This window comes from Mesorhizobium sp. WSM4845 (assembly GCF_055811455.1).
In genome coordinates this window covers 203,028-222,232 of record NZ_JBVVQA010000001.1, presented here as the reverse complement: position 1 = coordinate 222,232, position 19,205 = coordinate 203,028, and the positions used below count along the sequence as shown (strand labels likewise).

The window sequence follows — 19,205 nt, the reverse complement described above, 5'->3', positions numbered from 1 at the left end:
CATGATACGCACCGTCGCCACCAAACCTTATCTCGACCAGAAGCCCGGCACGTCCGGGCTGCGCAAGAAAGTGCCGGTGTTCCAGCAGGAGCACTATGCCGAGAACTTCATCCAGTCGATTTTCGATGCGCTGGACGGGTTCGAGGGCAAGACGCTGGTGATCGGCGGCGACGGCCGCTTTTACAACCGCGAGGTCATCCAGAAGGCCATCGCCATGGCCGCGGCAAACGGTTTCGGCAAGGTGATGGTCGGGCAGGGCGGCATCCTGTCGACGCCGGCCGCTTCCAACATCATTCGCAAATACAACACCTTCGGCGGCATCATCCTGTCGGCCAGCCACAATCCGGGCGGCCCGCACGAGGATTTCGGCATCAAATACAATGCCGGCAATGGCGGCCCGGCACCGGAAAAGCTAACCGACGCGATCTTCGCCAAGACCAAGATGATTTCGAGCTTCAAGACCGCCGATATAGGCACGGTCGACCTCGACACGATCGGTACCGTCGAGGCGGGCGGCATGACCGTCGAGGTGATCGACCCGGTCGCCGACTATGCCGAGCTGATGGAAAATCTGTTCGATTTCGATGCGTTGCGTGGGCTGTTCAAGTCAGGCTTCCGCATGCGCTTCGACGCCATGCATGCCGTGACCGGTCCCTATGCCAAGGAGATCCTGGAGAACCGGCTCGGCGCGCCGAAAGGCACCGCCCGCAACTTCGTTCCCCTGCCGGATTTCGGCGGCCACCACCCAGACCCGAACCTGGTCCACGCAAAGCACCTCTATGACGAGATGATGGGACCGGATGCGCCGGATTTCGGCGCCGCTTCCGACGGCGACGGCGACCGCAACCTGATCATCGGCAAGGGCATTTTCGTCACCCCGTCGGATTCGGTGGCTATGCTCGCCGCCAATGCTCATCTGGCGCCGGGCTACAAGGCCGGGCTGAAAGGCATCGCCCGCTCGATGCCGACCAGCGGTGCAGCCGACCGCGTCGCCGAAAAGCTCGGCATCGGCATCTATGAAACGCCGACCGGCTGGAAATTCTTTGGCAATCTGCTCGATGCCGACATGGCGACGATCTGCGGCGAGGAAAGTGCGGGAACCGGCTCCAATCATGTGCGCGAAAAGGACGGGCTGTGGGCCGTGCTTTTGTGGCTCAATATCCTCGCTGCCCGGGGCGAAAGCGCCAAGCAGATCGTCACCGAGCACTGGGCCGCCTACGGCCGCAATTACTACTCACGCCATGACTACGAGGAGGTCGAGACCGACCGCGCCAATGCGCTGGTCGACGAATTGCGGGCCAAGCTCGCTTCCTTGCCCGGCACCAGCGTGCGCGGCTTGAAGATCGCCGGCGCCGACGATTTCGCCTATCACGACCCGGTCGACGGCTCGATAGCCAGGAACCAGGGCATCAGGGTGCTGTTCGAAGGCGGATCGCGCGTCGTCTTCCGTCTGTCCGGCACCGGTACCTCGGGGGCGACGTTGCGCGTCTATATCGAGCGCTACGAGCCGGACAAGTCCAGGCACGATCTCGACACGCAGGAGGCACTTGCCGACCTGATTGCGGCAGCCGAAGATATCGCCGGGATTCGCAGCCATACCGGCCGCGCCAAGCCGAGCGTGATTACGTGAGTTTGGTTGACAGCCGGCCGTCTGAGTTCGGCCTGCGTTGCGAGGCTCCCCCTTCTCCCCTTGTGGGAGAAGGTGGCCGAGCGAAGCTCGGTCGGATGAGGGGTGTTCCAGCTTGGCGCACACCTTTGCTCAAAATCGCCCATGCCTCGTTTCTTCCAACACCCCTCATCCGTCTCGGCGCTGCGCGCCAATCCACCTTCTCCCACAAGGGGAGAAGGGGTCGCCGTATGAACTCACTCGGTGCCACCGTCACCCGCGGCGGCATCCGCATTGCCGCATGGTCGTCCGCGGCCAGCCGGCTCTGGGTCTCGATCTTCGATGAGCAGGGAGAGAGGGAGATCGACCGGCTCGAACTCCAGCCGGAAGGCGAGGGCGTTCACGCGCTTTTCGTTGCCGGCCTCGCCGCCGGCACTCGATACGGATTTCGCGCCGATGGCGATTATACGCCCGAGAATGGGCTTTGGTTCGATCCCGACAAGCTGCTGGTCGACCCCTATGCCGTCGAAATCGACAGGCCTTATGTCTATGACATCAGGCTCGCCGCGCGCCGGGGCGAGGGCACCGATACCGCGCCGCTGCTGCCGAAGGCGATTGCCGCCACCCTGCCACAGCCGGTGCCTGCCTTGCCGCCGCTGTTCCAGCCCGGCGGCCTGATCTATGAAGTGCCGGTGCGTGCCTTCACCATGCTGCATCCGGCCATCCCGAAGCACCAGCGCGGGACGATTGCAGCCCTTGCCCATCCGGCTATCGTCGAGCACCTGAAAAAGCTCGGGGTCGGGGCGATCGAACTGATGCCCGTGACGGCATCGATCGATGAGCGGCATCTGCCGGCGCTCGGGCTGCGTAATGCCTGGGGCTACAACCCCGTGACCTTCATGGCGCTCGATCCGCGCCTGGCGCCCGGCGGTCTCGCCGAATTGCGGCAGACGATCGCCACGCTGCGTGAGGCCGGTATCGGCGTCATCCTCGATCTTGTCTTCAACCACACCGGCGAAAGCGACAGGCTTGGGCCGACGCTGTCGCTGCGCGGTCTCGACAGCCGCGCCTACTACCGGCATCGGCCGGACGGCAGCTTGATCAACGACACCGGCACCGGCAACACCGTCGCTTGCGGTCATCCGGTTGTCAGGGAAATGGTCCTCGACACGCTTCGTCACTTTGTCCGCCATGCCGGCGTCGATGGTTTCCGCTTCGATCTGGCGCCCATTCTGGGGCGGGTCGATGGCGCGTTCGACGCCGCTGCGCCACTGCTCATGGCTATTCGGGATGATCCGCTCCTTGGCGACCGGGTGCTCATCGCCGAGCCATGGGACATCAGCACGGACGGCTATCAGCTTGGCAATTTTCCGCCGCCCTTCCTCGAATGGAACGACAGATATCGCGACGACATCCGCCGGTTCTGGCGCGGCGACAGCGGCATGGTCGGCGCGCTCGCGACCCGGCTTGCTGGCTCGTCCGACGTGTTTGCCAAGCCAGGCCAGCAGACGAGCCGCAGCGTCAATTTCATCGCCGCGCATGACGGCATGACGCTGGCCGACATTGTTGCCTACGAGCACAAGCACAATGAGGCCAATGGCGAGCAGAACCGCGATGGCCACGATGACAATCTGTCCTGGAACAATGGCGTAGAGGGTGAGACCGGCGACAGGGCGATCGTTACGGCACGTTTCGATGACCGATGTGCGTTGCTGGCCACGCTGTTTGCCTCACGCGGCACGATCATGCTGACCGCCGGAGACGAATTCGGCCGCACCCAGAAGGGCAACAACAACGCCTATGCGCAGGACAACGAGATCACCTGGCTCGACTGGTCCGGGCGCGATCGGGCGCTGGGACAATACGCCGTTTTGCTCGCCGCGACGCGTCGTTGCGTGCCGGCGCTTTCCGACACGCGCATCCTGACTGGAGAACCGCCCGACGGGTCAGAAATAACGGACGTCGTCTGGCTCACCGAAACCGGCACGCCGCTCGACGAGGCAGGCTGGCACGATCCGCGGCGGCACCGCCTGGTCATGATGCTCGGCAGCGATGATCTCCGCCTTGCCGTTGTCATCAACGGCGATCGCCGGGCGTGTATGTTCACGCTGCCGGAGCGCGACGGATTTCGCTGGCAGCCAGCCATCGAAACACCGGACGGCGCAGCCGTAATTTCACGGCCGGTGCCGGGGCGAACGGTGATCTTCATGATCGAACACGAAGCCGCGCAGGCTCAGATAAAGGAGGACCCGAGTGGCAAGTGACCACGCCGAGTGGTGGCGCGGCTGCGTCATCTACCAGATCTACCCGCGCTCCTTCCAGGACACGACGGGGGACGGCAGCGGTGATCTGCGCGGCGTTGCCTCAAGGCTGGCTCATGTCGCATCGCTTGGCGTCGACGCCGTCTGGCTGTCACCGTTCTTCAAGTCGCCGATGGCCGATATGGGCTACGACGTATCCGACTATACAGCCGTCGATCCGATGTTCGGCACATCAGCGGATTTCGATGCGGTGGTCGCCGAGGCGCACCGTCTCGGCCTGAAAGTCATTATCGACCAGGTCCTGTCGCATTCGTCCGACCGGCACGAATGGTTCATCGAAAGCCGTACGAGCCGCGATAATCCCAGGGCGGACTGGTATGTCTGGGCCGATCCGAAGCCCGACGGCACCGCGCCCAACAACTGGCTGTCGGTCTTCGGCGGCCCAGCATGGGAGTGGGACGCGACCCGCAGGCAATATTACATGCACAATTTCCTCGCCTCGCAGCCGGACCTCAATTTCCACAATCCGGAGGTTCAGGACGCCTTGCTGGAAACGGTGCGGTTTTGGCTGGAGCGCGGCGTCGACGGGTTTCGCCTCGATACCGTCAACTACTATGTCCATGACCGCTGGCTGCGCAGCAACCCGCCCCTGGCGTCAAGCGTCGCAGGCACCAACACCGAAACCAATCCGTACTTCTATCAGGAGCATTTGTTTGACAAGACGCAGCCCGAAAACCTGGCTTTCCTCAAGCGGTTTCGGGCGCTGCTCGACGAATATGAGGGCCGCGTCGCTGTCGGCGAGGTCGGGGACGAAGCCCGTTCGTTGCAGACGCTCGCCGCCTACACCAGCGGCGGCGACAAGCTCGACATGTGCTACACATTCGACCTGCTCGGTCCGCAATTCTCGGCGGCGCATGTGCGTGGCTGCGTCGAAGCGTTCGAGAGTGCTGTCTCCGACGGCTGGGTCTGCTGGGCGTTTTCCAACCACGATGTCGTTCGCCATGTGACGCGATGGACAAGGCCCGGCGGCGATCCGGAAAGGACGGTGAAGTTCTCCATCGCGTTGCTGTCATGCCTGCGAGGATCGATCTGCCTCTATCAGGGTGAGGAACTCGGGCTGGAGGAGGCGGAATTGGCGTTCGAGGATCTGCGCGATCCTTACGGCATCCGCTTCTGGCCGGGGTTCAAGGGCAGGGATGGCTGCCGCACGCCGATGGTGTGGGAGAAGGGCGCCAACAATGCCGGCTTTTCAATCGGCAGGCCGTGGCTTCCAATCCCGGAAAGCCATCGCGCCCGCGCGGTCGATATCCAGAACGGCGAGGAAAAGTCAGTTCTGGCCAGCTATCGGGCGATGCTGGCGTTGCGCAAGCGGCATGCGGCGCTGGTACAAGGTTCGATCCGTTTTCTCGATGCCGAGGGCGAAGTGCTTGCCTTCATTCGCGAAGGCGGCGGCGAGAAGCTGCTGTGCGTTTTCAACTTCGCCGAGGAGCCGGCCAACTGGCCGTTGCCGCAGGGTATCGATGTCGCAGAGACGATCGACCTTGGCGCTGGTGCCGCCTTGCAGGAAAAGATTCTGTCGCTGCCGCCGTTGGGCTGCTTTCTCGGACGAGCCGGCTGATCTCTCCAACTCACTGAACAAGCACAGAGCGCCCGCAAGTCGCGCCCATGACCCGGACATCGGCCTCGCCGACGCGCACGCCCAGCGCCCCAAGCACGTTGTAAACCAATTCGTCGACCGGCGCCGTCACGCCGTTCAGCAGCGCCACCACTGCCGGATTCACGGTTCCGAGCAAGGCGGTTACATCAAGCCCGAGGCCCAGCGCACTGACCGAAAGCGACAAATTGTTGACCAGCGACGTGGTGAGAGATTGCGTCAGGTTCTTCGTCGAGGCGTTCTTTATCGTCTTGCTTGCGATGTCGGTGCTGTTGAAGGTCAAGATCGTCGGATGGTTGTTGGCGATCTCAACGGCTGCAGAACCATTCACGCCGATCAGATTGAGGGTGAGAAACAGAAGCTTCACGCTGACCTGCGCGATTTCGGCATTTTGAAACGACTGTGGGTTGCTGAAATCGGCGAAGGCGGAGGGGCTGTTATCGGCATCGCTGGCGCCAAGGTGCGAGGCAAGGCCCGGACGTGCCCCGTCGGGCAGCTGATGTCGGTCAGCTTGGCTTCGGCAGAGGCCACCTCGACATGCAGCGGCAGTTTGACGGCAAGCAGGCTGATGCCGCCACCGAGAGTCGCATTGCTGCCGCCGACGGACGCCACCAGCTTGATCCGCGTCTGCGCCGTACGCACCACAGCACCCTTCTCGCCGATTGTCAGCCATGGCGAGAATTGTGCAGGTTCGCCGATCGCAATGGCAAGCGTGGTGGAGGCAAGCCCCGGAATGGTGGCTCCGAGATTGAGCTCGACCTGCTTCGAGCCGTTGGCCAGTGCAGCAGCGGTGGTCAGCATGCCCATGGCGCTGGCGTCGACCGAAAAACCGGGCGATTTTTGCCCGAGGCCCAACTGGCCCATTGATCCAAGATCGACAAGATGATTGAGCGGTATCTTGACCGTGCTGGTGGTCCTTGACGCGATTGTCTGCAAAGCAAGCTTGCTGGTGCTGCCAACGGGTGAAACATTGGCCATGGCGGTCGCAATCTGGCCCACCGTCGCTTTCGAAGCCAGCACCTCCGAATAGCTGACACCTGTCAGCTGCATCTCAACGGCAAGGGCATCGATGAACGAAAGCATGTTCACGTCGGCAGCGATCAGAGCGTTGTAGTCCATGACGCTGAGCGCGATGTTGCCGCCCAGGAACTTGCTGAGAAGAGCGTTGAGGATGCCGCCATTGACGCTGAGAAGCCTTGACCCGACCGAGAACATCGCCTGCGGCGCTATGCTGGCCACGGCTTGGGTGCCGATCACCGGCGTAGGGATAAGCGAACTCGCGAAATAGCGCGCAGGAACCTTTTTTAGCGTGACATGGACGGCGTTGTAGGGCGTTTTGCCGGCCTCGAAGCGCTTGTCGACGCCGAGCGACGACTCTGCTGAATATCGGCCGGGGGTGACCGACACGACAGTCTTTCCGAGGGCAGGGGTGATCGTCTGCTCTGCCTTCTGAACAACGATACCCGGCATTCCGTTGTCGCCGAGCGTGGTCACCACCGCGGCGTCAATGTTGTTGATGTTGGAGGCGGCGGTGATTGCCGCCAGATCGACCAGCGACTGAGCCTCCCGGCGCTCCACATAGATCGAGCCTTCATCGATGGCGAAGGCGGCCAGCGCCAGCGCGAACGGTGCGCACAGCGCCGTCATGACGGCGAAGTTCGCCGTCAGGTCGCCAAGCATCGAGCGGGCGACCCGGCCGATCCTGCCCGCCAAAGTTTGCGACATTCAAATGCCTCCAACCCGGATTGTCGACTGGCGTGAGATCGTGGTGCCAGGCATTGGCAGTGCCGGGAACAGATTCCAGACCGGCAGGTTGCGGGCATCATATTGGATTGACACGACGAACTGGTCTCCGTCGGCCGTGCTGTCCTTGGCCTGGTAAGTCAGCTTGTCGGAATCGACGAATGGATATCCCGCGGCATTGGTGGTGACGAAACTGGTCACCAGCGCTTGGCGCTCATCTTCGTTCAGCCCGGCAATCGCCGTGCGTGCGGCGTCCGCTGCGATCTGCTGCACGGAGTGACTGGCGCCAAAATAGATGCCATATGCAACCATGCCGAGCAGAAGCAAGATGAAAATGGGCGCAAGCAGTGCGAATTCGATCGCGGACGTTCCGGACGGTTCTCGAAACTGGTGTAATTTGCGTTTTAGCTGACGCGTATTGCGCCGCTTTTTAGCTATTGTCCCAGTTTCCGTGCTGTTCATATCCGTCGCCCATCAAGACATACCGAAGCCCGCAAAAGATGTAACCCGTGGTTGCTTAAGACATTGTGGCAAAGTGGCATCGACGACAGATTTCCTGCCGGAGGCGAATGCTTGAAGCGGTTCTTCCGCCAAGTCGTGGAATTCATCAGCCGACGCGGCGCCCCCGCTTCGACGCCCGACTTCTTCAACAAAAGCGGCGCAACCTGCTCGTTGCAGAGAAAGCGCCGTCGATCCCATCGACCACAACCTAGGATTTAGTTAGTAAGGGACCCCATTGACTTGCATCAATATCATGCGATCCGCTGAAGGCTGTCTGCCCAGTCCCCAGTCCAAACTTCCCACGAGGTGCAAGGGTTCTCGCGCAATGAGTAGGATCTGACGTGCGGGTCGTGTCAAATTGCTGCCGCGGCCAAACCTTGGATGACATCTTCCTGCGCTGATCAGAATCTTTATGTCGCAAAGAACAGGGGGCGCGACTGCATCGTCGCAACCACCGGGTTCGGACCGGTATTCGCATGATCGTGACTGGCACGATTGCTCCACCTATCCAAACCCGGATCGGAATTAGAGAGAGGATGAACACATCGACGTTCTCTGCGCCTGCGGTTACGCTCTCGTATTCGCGGCAGGCCGCAGATTGAACGCGTGGCTTGCATGACGCATCATGTGAGGCTAACTATTGCCTCACATGGAATGGAGAGTGATATGCTAGCGCTCGGAAATGTCGCCGACGTGTTGGGGCTGCCCGTTAAAGAGGTGGCGGCGCGGTCGCCTTTCGGGCTGATCTCCCGGATCGAGCATGGACTTCCCATCGGGGCGCTCGAGCGCGTTGCGCATCTTCTAGCGCCTGGCGATGCTCAGTTCAAATATCGGCTGATCCCCAAGGCGACCTATGAGCGGCGCAAGGCGGTACATCGTCTCTCGTCGGACGAGGGCACACGATTGGCCCGCGTCGCGCGCGTCTGGGGCCTTGCTGTCGATGTCTGGCAGAACGAAGAGGAAGCGCGTGATTTCTTGTTTCGGCCGCACCCGATGATTGAGGACAAGCGACCGATCGACGTCGTTATCATGAGCGAGTTCGGTGCCGAAATGGTGGTCGATATTCTCGCAGGTCTGAAGTACGGCAGTGCTGCGTGACGGCGCAGATACTCGATCGCACACTATTGTCCTTTCGTATCGGCGATCCGGCCGGCACCTACCCGATCTTCGATGCGACCGGCTCGACAATCGCGCCTGGGCGGTGGAACACGCCCGGAAGTCCTATCATCTACACCAGCGAGCACTATTCGACGACCCTGTTGGAAAAGCTGGTGCATGGCAGCGGCCGACTGCCGCCCAACCAGCACTACATCGAAGTCACAATCCCGCGCGGACTGAGCTACGAGGTCTTTTCCCAGCCGTCACTGCCCGGCTGGGACACGATGCCGGCGATGGTGAGCCAGGGATTCGGCGAAACCTGGTGTTTAGAACGGCGGAGCGCCATCCTGCTGGTGCCGAGTGTCGTGGCGCGTCTCGATTGCAATGTGCTGATCAATCCTGCGCATCCGGAGTTTTCAAAGATCCACACAGGCCTGCACCAGCCGGTCTACTGGGACCGGCGGCTGTTTGGCGCGTAACGGGGAGGGGCTTTCTCAAGAGGCCTTGGTGAGATTCACCGGACGTCGGCGCTGGTATCTGCGAGTCATCGCTCGGCCGAGGCGTGGCCGAGCTGCTTTTGCGTAGCTGGAAGGCTCGGTCCATGGTTTTGACCGCTGTTCTGCCGGCCGCGCAGTGGCTGTTGCTGCGCCTTACTTAGGGTGACCTCACGAGTCTGTTGAAATAAAAAATCACCACGTTACTGTTTGCCCACCAGCCGCCGGAAAGGGAACCGGCGGCGCGCTCAAAGGGGCCAGCTAATCGGCTTCGGGGCGTCAACACTCAAGAGGCGCAGCTGAACGGCCGCCTCGACAGGGAGAACTTCATGCTGAAAAACATGCTGAAGGCGACGGTGTTCGCCACAACCATGGCTTTGGCCGCCGGCACGTTCTACACGCCAGCCTTCGCCGAGGTCGTCTACAACCGCGGCACCGCCGCCGAATCGGAGTCGCTCGACCCGCACAAGACCTCGACAATATACGAAGCCGCTGTATTGCGTGACCTGTTCCAGGGGCTGGTCATGCAAGACCAGAAGGCGAACGTCATTCCGGGCGCCGCCGAAAGCTGGACTGTATCGGACGACGGCACTGTCTACACCTTCAAGCTGCGCAAGGACGGTGTCTGGTCGGATGGTAGCCCGGTCACGGCAGATGACTTCGTCTACGCGTTTCATCGGCTGGAAGATCCGGCCACCGGCGCCGAATATGCTTCGATGCTCTATCCCGTGAAGAACGCCGAGGAGGTGAACACCAAGAAGGCGAAGCCGGAGGAGATGGGCGTCAAGGCAATCGACGCAAATACTCTGGAAGTGACGCTGAAGGCGCCCACGCCCTATTTCCTTGAAATGCTGACCCACCAGGCGACTTATCCGGTCAGCAAGGCGTCCATTGACAAGCTCGGCGCCGATTGGATCAAGCCGGGCAATCTGGTCTCCAACGGCCCCTTTACCCTGGCGGAGTGGGTTCCCAACGACCACATCAAACTGGTCAAGAATCCGAAATTCTGGGATGCTGCGAGCGTCAAGCTCGACGTCGTCAACTACATCCCGACCGAAGATCGTTCGTCGGCGATAAAGCGCTTCGAGGCCGGCGAACTCGACAGCTACGACGACCTCCCGACCGAGCAGCTCGCCGATCTCAAGGCCAAGTTTGGCGATCAGATTCGCGTTGGACCTTACCTCGGCACCTACTATTTTTCGATCAAGACCGACAAGGCTCCGTGGGACAACGTCGAACTGCGCAATGCCATCTCCATGGCAGTCGACCGCGATTTCCTTGCCGAAAAGGTCTGGCAGAACTCAATGCTGCCCGGCTATTCGATGGTGCCTCCGGGCATTGAGGGCTATACGCCGGCAATGGCCAAATACGCGAACATGTCGCAGATCGACCGCGAGGATGAGGCCAAGAAGGTACTCGAGAAGCTTGGCTATACGCCCGAGAAACCGCTGAAGATGGAAATCCGTTACAACACGTCGGAAAACCACAAGAACACTGCAGTCGCCATCCAGGAGCAGTTGAAGCCGCTCGGCGTCGAAATCACGCTGCTCAACACCGACACCAAGACCCACTACTCCTTCCTTGAGCAGAAGGGCGACTACGACGTGGCGCGTGCCGGCTGGATTGCGGATTACAAGGATCCGGAAACCTTCCTCGGCATCTCCCGCAAGGCAAGCGGCAACAACTATTCGGGCTACAACAGCCCGGAATTCGAGAAGGCCATGGACGAGGCGGCCGCCGCCGGCGGCAAGCCCGAAGAGCGCATGAAAGAACTCGCCGAGGCTGAGCGCATCCTCGTCGATGACGTCGGCAACATCCCGCTTCTCTACTATAGCTACAAGGATATCGTTTCTCCGAAGCTTCATGGCTTCGAGGACAACGTCATGGATGTGCATCCGTCCCGCTTCATCTTCAAGGACTGATCTCCTTGGCCGGACTGCCGCTCCTTTACAGCGTCGCGCGTCCTTTGGGGCGCGCACAGGGCGCTGTAACGCCTTGAATTTGCACGTGATCCTCTCCGGACCTTCGGCTCGGGTCATGCGTTAGGGGCGGCGGTCCCGGTTTGCTAGCAAAGCGGGGAACCGATGCTGCGTTACGTATTCCGGCGGCTTCTGACCGCCATTCCGACGCTGTTGGTCATCGTGACCATGGCGTTCTTCCTGATACGCGTCGCGCCTGGCGGCCCGTTCAATCAGGAGCGGGGCCTGAGCCCCGAGATCAAGGCCAATCTCGAAGCGCAGTTCGGTCTCAACGACCCGCTCTGGCTGCAATATGTCCACTATCTCGGCAATCTGCTGCGCGGCAATTTCGGTCCGAGCTACAACATGCCGGATTTCACTGTCGGCGAATTGTTTGCCAGGGGCCTGCCCGTTTCGATCCAGATCGGCGCCTCGGCCCTGATCCTGGCGCTGCTGCTCGGCGGCCTCCTCGGCACCATTGCCGCGCTCAACCAGAACAAGCTTGCCGACTATTCGGTGATCGCTCTGGCGACCGCCGGCAGCACCATTCCGACCTTCGTCATCGCGCCGGTTATCCAGCTTCTGTTCGGTCTGACCTGGAAACTCCTGCCGATCGGCGGCTGGGGCGATGGCGCCCTGCTCAACAAGATCGGCCCTGTGCTGACCCTCGCCTTGCCGCAGATCGCCATCGTCGCCCGCCTGATGCGCGGCTCGATGATCGAATCTTTGCGCTCGCACCACATTCGCACCGCACGTGCGCTCGGCCTGTCGGACTGGTCGGTGGTCGTCAAGCATGCGCTGCGCGGTGCCATATTGCCGATTGTCTCCTTCACCGGCCCGGCGGCGGCGGCACTGCTCACCGGCTCGATCATCGTCGAGACGATCTTTTCCATTCCCGGCATCGGCCGCTATTTCGTCGAGGCCGCGCTCAACCGTGACTACACGCTGGTCATGGGCACCGTGGTGGTCATCGCGCTGTTCACCATCGTCTTCAACCTGATCGTCGACGTCATGTATGCCTTCGTCGATCCGAGGGTGCGCTATGACTGACATCGCAGCCACCGCTCCGGCCATCGTCGGCCGTTCCCTGTGGGGCGATGCCTGGGCGCGCCTCAAGGCCAACCGCGCCGCCATGTTCAGCCTGTATTATCTTGCCTTCATCGCGATCCTCAGCGTGTTCGGACCCTCTTTGGTGCCGCATCGATACACCACCATCTACGCCGACTATGTGCGCATGCCGCCGAGCTTGTCGGCCTATCCGAAGCCCGACAAGATAGAAACCGCGCTCAACGAGGCGATCAAGCGCATGCGTGTCGACATCAAGCAGTGGCGGCAGGAAGACAATCGCATCTTCGTCACCGTCACATCGCGCAAGCCGATCGACGACCGCAATGTCCGCTACCTCGATCGTTCCGATGCCTTCGACAACACCAAGATAGAGAGCAAATCGGCTGACGGCCTTGAAGCGGTGATGAGCGCTTCAATCAGGCAGCAGTATTTCCTGTTCGGCACCGACAATACTGGCCGCGATCTCCTGTCGCGGACGCTGATGGCCGGGCGCATCTCGCTGGCCATCGGCCTACTCGCCGGGGTCGTTGCGGGCGTCATTGGCGTGCTCTACGGCGCTGCGGCCGGCCTTGCCGGCGGCAGGATAGACGAGGTGATGATGCGCATTGTCGATGTGCTCTATTCGCTGCCGTTCATTTTCTTCGTCATTATGCTGGTGGTGTTCTTCGGCCGGAACTTCGTGCTGATGTTCCTGGCGGTTGGCGCCGTGCTGTGGCTCGACATGGCGCGCATCGTGCGCGGACAGGCGCTCTCGATCCGGCGGCAGGAATATGTCCAGGCGGCGGAGGCGATGGGCATAGGCCAGCGCGGCATTCTGATCCGCCACGTCATTCCCAACCTGCTTGGCCCAGTGGTCATCTATATGACGCTGCTGGTGCCGCAGGTCATCATCCTGGAGAGTTTCCTGTCGTTCCTCGGGCTCGGCGTGCAGGAACCGATGACCAGCTGGGGCGTGCTGATCTCGACCGGCGCCAAGAACATCGGCACCGCCAACTGGCTGCTTTTGTTCCCAGCATTTTTCCTTGTCTCGACGCTGTTCGCGCTGAATTTCGTCGGCGACGGCCTGCGCGACGCGCTCGACCCCAGGGATCGTTGAGATGGACACCTCCGAAACGATCCTCAGCGTCAAGGACCTTCGCGTCCGCTTCCGCACGCTTGACGGTGTGGTCGAGGCGGTCAAGGGCATCAACATCCACGTCAATGCAGGCGAAACCGTTGCCGTTGTCGGCGAATCCGGTTCCGGCAAAAGCCAGACGATGATGGCGGCGATGAGCCTGCTGGCCTCGAACGGCGAGGCGACAGGCGTCGTCGACTATCGCGGCCGCAACCTTTTGACCCTGAGCAAGTCCGAGCTCAACCAAGTCCGCGGACGCAAGATCAGCATGATCTTCCAGGAGCCGATGACCTCGCTCGATCCGCTCTATTCGATCGGCAACCAGCTGATCGAACCGATCCGCCGGCATCGTGGCCTTGGCGCGGCGCAGGCACGCGAAGAGGCGCTCAAGCTCTTGCGGCTGGTCCATATTCCCGATCCCGAGCGGCGGATGAAATCCTATCCGCACGAATTGTCGGGTGGCCAGCGACAGCGGGTCATGATCGCCATGGCGCTGGCCAACGACCCCGACATACTGATTGCAGACGAACCGACGACCGCGCTCGACGTGACCATCCAGGCGCAGATTCTCATGCTGCTTGCCGAGCTGCAGCGCAAGCTCGGCATGGCGATTGTCTTCATCACCCACGATCTCGGCATTGTCCGGCGCCTTGCCGACCGCGTTTATGTCATGCGCTCCGGCGAAGTCGTCGAGGAGGGCGAGGCGGAAGCGATCTTCGTCAATCCGCAGCATGCCTATACCAAGATGCTGTTGGCCGCCGAGCCGACCGGAACCAAGGCGCCGCCACCGCCAAATGCGCCCGTCCTGCTCGAAGGCAGGAATGTCGAGGTGACCTTCAAGATCGGCGGCGGGTTTCTTGCCGGAGAGCCGCTGATCCTGCGCGCAGTCGATCACATTTCGATCCGGCTCAAACGCAACCAGACCATCGGCATCGTCGGCGAATCCGGTTCAGGAAAATCGACGCTCGGCCGAGCCCTGCTGCGGCTCCTGCCAAGCGATGGGCTCATCCGCTTTGGCGATCGCGATATTTCTGCCGCCGACCGCCAGGCCATGCGGCCGCTGCGGCGCGAATTGCAGCTGGTCTTTCAGGACCCGTTCGGTTCGCTGTCGCCGCGCATGACCGTCGGCCAGGTCATCACCGAAGGGCTTCTGGTGCATGAGCCGACTCTGTCGGGTAGGCAACGCGACCTCCGCGCCATCGAGGCCTTGCGTGAGGTCGGGCTCGACCCGAATGCGCGCAATCGCTACCCGCACGAATTTTCCGGCGGCCAGCGCCAACGCATCGCCATCGCGCGGGCGATGATCCTCAAGCCCAAGGTGGTCGTCCTCGACGAGCCGACGTCGGCGCTCGATCGGTCCGTCCAGAAGCAGATCGTCGAATTGCTGCGCAAGCTGCAGGCCGACCATGAACTGTCCTACCTGTTCATCAGCCACGATCTCGCCGTCGTGCGTGCCATGGCCGACTACATCATCGTCATGAAGCAGGGCAAGATCGTCGAGGAAGGGCCGACCGAGGCGATCTTCAGCAATCCGCAGGCATCCTACACGCAGACACTGATGGCCGCGGCCATCGACGTCACACGGTTTCGCTTGAGCGCATAGCGCGGCCGGTCAGGACTGCAGCGGATAGTGATTGAAAGGTCCCGAGGCGAATAGACCGTCGTCTGCAGCCAGGGCTGCTATGGCTTCGATCTCGATCATCGCCTCGGGCGTTTAGAGCGCTATCATCTCGACGATCGTCTCCGCCGACAGGGCTTGAAAAAACTGCTTCCGGCAGAGTTCAGCGACCTCCTTGAACTTGCTCATGTCCTGCGCTGGATTCAACATAACGCCCGAAGTTGTCCAGGATCGCCTGCCAGCCGTCACGCTGCATGTCGATGGAGTTCTGCGTCTCGGCATCGAATATGGTCGTCACCTTCGTACCGTTGCCTACAGCTTCGAAGGTCGTACGCGCCTTGCGCCCGTCGCTCACGGCGAATGCGATCGCCTTGTACGGCTCGACCTCTTCGTACACCCCCTCGAAATCGAAGCCGAAGCTGCCGTCCTTGGCTTCCATGCGCGCCTTGTAGCCGCCGCCCACCTTTAGGTCGGCTTCCGCGCTTGGGCAGCACCAGTCGTCGGAAGCGAAGTTCCACTGTGTGATATCGCCGGGCGTCGTGTAGGCCTCCCAGACGCGTTCGATCGGCGCGGCGATCGTGGTGGCAATGGTGATCTTCTGGTTGGTCATTTCTGGTTCCCTTGTCGTCGCAGTCGAATGAGATCACGCAGACGGTTACTGCGTGATTTCGGGCTCGACGAGGTGAGCAAGCTTGCGCAGCGACTCTTGCCAACCGAGATAACATGCCTCGACCGGGATCAGATCGGGCACGTTCTCCTGAACCACCGTCATCTCCGTTCCGACTGAAACGGCCGTCAGCGTGACGGTCACTTTCATCTCGCCCGGAAGGTTCGGATCATCGAACACGTCGCTGTAGACGAGCGTCTCGCCGGGGACGAGTTTCAGATAGGTGCCGCCGAAGGAATGGCTTTGCCCGGTCGTGAAGTTTCGAAACGACATTCTGTGCTTGCCGCCTTCCTTCGCCTCAAGCTCATGCACAGTACAGGTAAAACCGAAGGGCGGGAGCCAACTCGCGACCGCGTCAGGTTCCAGAAATGCGCGGTAGACCTTTTCGGGCTTGGTGGCGAGGACCCGGTGCAGTTTAACGGTATTGGGCATGATCATCTCCATTCGTTGAGTTCACCAGGGCGTCGTTGCCGTGGATCTGGTTAGCCTGCTGCTGCGGCTTCCAGCGCCGCGATATCGATTTTCTTCATCGTCATCATCGCCTCCATCGCGCGCCTGGCCTTTGCGCGGTCGGGACTGGTCGTCAGTTCCATCAGCCGCTTCGGCGTGATCTGCCAGGAGAAGCCCCACCGGTCCTTGCACCATCCGCAGGCGCTCTCGCTGCCGCCGTTTCCAACGATCGCCTTCCAGTAGCGGTCGGTCTCTTCCTGATCTTCGGTCAGCACCATCAGGCTGACGGATTCGTTCGCCTTGAAATTCGGGCCGCCGTTCAGGCCTAGAAAAGACTGGCCGAGCACTGTGAACTCGACCGTCAGTTCATTGCCTTCCTTGCCGCCGGGATAGTCCGACGCGGCCGCATTCAGCCGATCCACATGGCTGTCGGGAAAGGTGGCGGCATAGAACTCTGCCGCCTTGCGTGCTTCGCCGTGGTCGAACCACAGGCAGGTCACGAGTTTCGTCATTTTTAATCTCCTCGGTTCTTGGGTGGTATTTGTTCGTGCCGCGACTGTCAGACCTCAGTCGAACCAGCCCTTGGGCGGCTCGCCGGCCTGAACGGGACCGATGAACGCCATCATAAGGTCGGCCTGGATTACATCGACCGCAGATGTGTTCGATGATCTAAACTCGCTCACGGGTCTTTCACCTGGTTTCGTTGCTTCGTGTCCAAAGGACGAACAAGTGGTGCGCCTCCCGACAGCCAACCTGTTATTTTTTTGCCACGCGGCAAGACCACCTAACCCGAGTCGATCCATCCAACCGCCGGCTGGTAAGAGCGGGTCGGCGTAGGGCCGGGCCGTTTGCTTCAGCACCGGTTGTCCATATCACGAGGCGTTCGTGGAGAAGGCGCTTGAGGTCCTCGTTGATGCCCGCAGTTTTCGCGGAAACAAACAACAACCTAAGGCGCGCCGCATGAGGCCGGTCAAACGCGACGCGCTTTAGTCGCCCGCCGTCGTCGAAGGTGCTGGCGCACGCTGATCGGCTGCATCGCTTTCCCGAGCAGGCCGGGTCACGGCAAGCACCGACAATTCATGCCGGCGCCCATCTCGCGCAGTCCACATGATCGACTGTCCGGCCGAGAGGCCGATCAGTGCCGTGCCGATCGGCGTAAGGATTGAAACCTTGCCTTCGGAGATGTCCGCATCGCCAGGAAAAACCAGCGTCACCGTTTTCGCATCACCGGTATCGGGCTTGAACGTCACCGTCGAACCCATCTGGACGGCGCCCGCCGAGATCAAACCATCGGAAACGATGCGCGCTCGCTCGAGTTCGGCGAGCAGTTCATCGGAAGCCTGCGGATTTCGTGCGGCCACGGTGCTCGCAAGCGCCGATAAACGCGCATGGTCCGATTTCGAGATGCGGATGGTCGGCTTGCGCCGCGCCTTGATGTTATCTTGCATTTTCGAATACTCGTATTCTCAGTTGAGCGGGCTGCCTCAAGCATGGTTTAACGGGCCAATTCGAGGCAGATCTTGCTCAAAGCCGATGCCCCAGAGCCGGTGCTGGCCTGCGTACGTTCGATGTCGATTTTATGTGCTTGCCCCGCGGCCCGGGGCACATGGCAGCCGAGCCGGGGGTTACGATCCCGCGATGGGGCAAACCCGGAAAAGAAAATCGCGACGGATCTTTTTTGTTGCGTTCATATAACCGTAGTTGGTGCCGAGATCGGGGAAGTCAAGACGACCCTGTAGCAAGGCGCGGTGATGCCAAGCGGGAACAATTCGACGGCCGGTGAGTTTCCAGGATGAAGGGCGATCTGTTTCGGAGGAAACTGCGATGAAACGCGTCCTTGCCCAAAACGCTGTACGGCTGATGCTGGGCGGCGTAGCCGCCGGCCTGCTCCCGATCGTCGAGATTCCCAATCCGGTGGCGCCATTGTCGCTTGTGTCCGAGGCGAGGGCTGCCACCGACGTTTCCGTTTCGATCAGCACATTCTACGATAAACTGTCTTCCCATGGTGATTGGGTTTCGTACCGGGGAGCGACCGTTTTCGTCCCGGTTGATGTAGCTGACGACTGGCGCCCGTATACCATTGGGCATTGGGTCTATACCGAGCAGCATGGCTGGCTCTGGGTGTCCGACGAGCCGTTCGGCTGGGCGACCTACCATTACGGCCGTTGGGGCTATGCCGATGACATCGGCTGGTACTGGGTTCCCGGCACTCGTTGGGCGCCGGCATGGGTGAGCTGGCGGCGCGAAAGGGAGCACGTCATCTGGGCTCCGCTGCCGCCGCGCCGTGATCCCGATTTGATTTCAATCGAGGTGACCATCGACACCACGCCGGATTTTTACTGGGTCGTGGTCCCCACCCGCGAATTCCTTGCTGACGACATTTCTGTCGTCGTTATCCGTGATGAGCCGGAGTTTGTGCGCATTGTCGAGGCGGCCGAGCCGGCCGGCGACGTGACCATCCAGAATAACGTGGTGATCAACAAAGTCATTGATGTTGATGTGATCGAGAAGGAGACGGACGAGCAGGTGACAGTCGTCGAGGTCAGCGAGACCGAGACGCCCGAGCAGGCCGGCAAAGTGGAAAACAATACGGTCACGGTCTTTGAAGGTGAAGTGAAAGCCGATCCCGAGGCCAAACCAGCTGAGCTCAAAGACATCGAGGAGGTGAAGCAGGTTCAGGCAGGCCGGAAATCGAAGCCGACCGAAGGCGCAGCAACGACCGAACAGGCGCCGGATGACGAGGTCAAGCCGGAAGAGACCGCCAAGCCTGAGAAGCCGACCGAGGAACAACCGGCCGCCGAGCAGGAGCAGGCCGAGCCGGAAGAGACGGGCAAGCCTGAGAAGCCGACGACCGAGGAGCAACCGGCCGCCGAGCAGGAGCAGGCCGAACCGGAAAAGGCGGCCAAGCCTGAGAAGCCGAAGGCCAAGGAGCAGCCCGCCGCCGAGCAGGAGCAGGCCGAGCCCGAACAGGCG

General features: G+C 61.3%; 17 protein-coding genes. 10 read left to right on the top strand and 7 right to left on the bottom strand.

Features of this window, described 5'->3' with window-relative positions:
- The first annotated feature begins 1 nt into the window (after position 1).
- The 3 genes from AC0L2C_RS01005 to bglA all read left to right on the top strand — a co-directional run bounded on the left by AC0L2C_RS01005 (position 2) and on the right by bglA (position 5,485).
- Positions 2-1,630 carry an alpha-D-glucose phosphate-specific phosphoglucomutase gene (locus AC0L2C_RS01005; RefSeq protein ID WP_287237023.1) on the top strand — a complete coding sequence of 543 codons (1,629 nt, stop codon included), beginning with the start codon at positions 2-4 and terminating at the stop codon, positions 1,628-1,630.
- A gap of 227 nt (positions 1,631-1,857) precedes the next feature.
- On the top strand, positions 1,858-3,870 hold the full coding sequence (gene glgX, locus AC0L2C_RS01000; RefSeq protein ID WP_473522490.1) for a glycogen debranching protein GlgX: 2,013 nt from the start codon (positions 1,858-1,860) through the stop codon (positions 3,868-3,870).
- The gene (gene bglA, locus AC0L2C_RS00995) at positions 3,860-5,485 is read left to right on the top strand and encodes a beta-galactosidase BglA (protein ID WP_473522489.1); all 1,626 of its coding nucleotides are present in this window, start codon (positions 3,860-3,862) and stop codon (positions 5,483-5,485) included. Before glgX ends, bglA begins: the two co-directional genes overlap by 11 nt.
- Before the next feature lie 10 nt (positions 5,486-5,495).
- Here the strand turns inward: bglA and AC0L2C_RS00990 are convergent, their stop codons facing one another.
- Genes AC0L2C_RS00990 through AC0L2C_RS00980 form a run of 3 tightly spaced genes read right to left on the bottom strand, consistent with a single transcriptional unit; the run spans position 5,496 to position 7,726 of the window.
- Positions 5,496-5,888, bottom strand: coding sequence for a hypothetical protein (locus AC0L2C_RS00990; RefSeq protein WP_473522488.1), 393 nt, complete (start codon positions 5,886-5,888; stop codon positions 5,496-5,498).
- A complete protein-coding gene (locus AC0L2C_RS00985; protein WP_473522487.1) occupies positions 5,885-7,246 on the bottom strand; it encodes a pilus assembly protein TadG-related protein in 1,362 nt (453 codons plus the stop codon). Before AC0L2C_RS00985 ends, AC0L2C_RS00990 begins: the two co-directional genes overlap by 4 nt.
- Positions 7,247-7,726 (bottom strand): TadE family protein, encoded by a 480-nt coding sequence (locus AC0L2C_RS00980; RefSeq protein ID WP_473522486.1) that lies wholly within the window; start codon positions 7,724-7,726, stop codon positions 7,247-7,249.
- A gap of 705 nt (positions 7,727-8,431) precedes the next feature.
- Between AC0L2C_RS00980 and AC0L2C_RS00975 the strand changes: the two genes are divergently transcribed.
- The 6 genes from AC0L2C_RS00975 (at position 8,432) to AC0L2C_RS00950 (ending at position 15,100) form a co-directional block, all read left to right on the top strand.
- Positions 8,432-8,863: an antitoxin Xre-like helix-turn-helix domain-containing protein gene (locus tag AC0L2C_RS00975; RefSeq protein ID WP_023802807.1), complete on the top strand. Its 432-nt coding sequence runs from the start codon at positions 8,432-8,434 to the stop codon at positions 8,861-8,863.
- Entirely contained in the window at positions 8,860-9,342 is a 483-nt protein-coding gene (locus tag AC0L2C_RS00970; protein ID WP_128167615.1) for an RES family NAD+ phosphorylase, read from the top strand. The genes AC0L2C_RS00975 and AC0L2C_RS00970 overlap by 4 nt, the downstream gene beginning before the upstream one ends.
- Before the next feature lie 344 nt (positions 9,343-9,686).
- On the top strand, positions 9,687-11,279 hold the full coding sequence (locus AC0L2C_RS00965; protein ID WP_473522485.1) for a peptide ABC transporter substrate-binding protein: 1,593 nt from the start codon (positions 9,687-9,689) through the stop codon (positions 11,277-11,279).
- Between the two features lie 162 nt (positions 11,280-11,441).
- Positions 11,442-12,365, top strand: a complete 924-nt coding sequence (locus AC0L2C_RS00960) for an ABC transporter permease subunit (protein ID WP_023799733.1) — start codon at positions 11,442-11,444, stop codon at positions 12,363-12,365.
- Positions 12,358-13,479, top strand: coding sequence for an ABC transporter permease (locus AC0L2C_RS00955; protein ID WP_027156356.1), 1,122 nt, complete (start codon positions 12,358-12,360; stop codon positions 13,477-13,479). Before AC0L2C_RS00960 ends, AC0L2C_RS00955 begins: the two co-directional genes overlap by 8 nt.
- A 1-nt stretch (position 13,480) precedes the next feature.
- Positions 13,481-15,100 carry an ABC transporter ATP-binding protein gene (locus AC0L2C_RS00950; RefSeq protein ID WP_287363175.1) on the top strand — a complete coding sequence of 540 codons (1,620 nt, stop codon included), beginning with the start codon at positions 13,481-13,483 and terminating at the stop codon, positions 15,098-15,100.
- A 178-nt stretch (positions 15,101-15,278) separates the two neighbouring features.
- On the opposite strand, the gene AC0L2C_RS00945 is transcribed toward AC0L2C_RS00950, so the two are convergent.
- From AC0L2C_RS00945 to rnk, 4 genes are all read right to left on the bottom strand, one after another.
- Positions 15,279-15,725, bottom strand: coding sequence for an SRPBCC family protein (locus AC0L2C_RS00945; RefSeq protein WP_473522484.1), 447 nt, complete (start codon positions 15,723-15,725; stop codon positions 15,279-15,281).
- A gap of 45 nt (positions 15,726-15,770) precedes the next feature.
- The gene (locus AC0L2C_RS00940; RefSeq protein WP_287191723.1) at positions 15,771-16,214 is read right to left on the bottom strand and encodes an SRPBCC family protein; all 444 of its coding nucleotides are present in this window, start codon (positions 16,212-16,214) and stop codon (positions 15,771-15,773) included.
- A 50-nt stretch (positions 16,215-16,264) separates the two neighbouring features.
- Complete coding sequence (locus AC0L2C_RS00935) at positions 16,265-16,744, bottom strand: VOC family protein (protein WP_287172713.1); 480 nt, start codon at positions 16,742-16,744, stop codon at positions 16,265-16,267.
- A gap of 474 nt (positions 16,745-17,218) precedes the next feature.
- Complete coding sequence (rnk, locus tag AC0L2C_RS00930) at positions 17,219-17,680, bottom strand: nucleoside diphosphate kinase regulator (protein WP_287341618.1); 462 nt, start codon at positions 17,678-17,680, stop codon at positions 17,219-17,221.
- A gap of 376 nt (positions 17,681-18,056) precedes the next feature.
- On the opposite strand from rnk, the gene AC0L2C_RS00925 reads away from it, so the two are divergent.
- A partial coding sequence (locus tag AC0L2C_RS00925; RefSeq protein ID WP_353843667.1) for a DUF6600 domain-containing protein occupies positions 18,057-19,205 on the top strand: 1,149 nt, incomplete at its 3' end.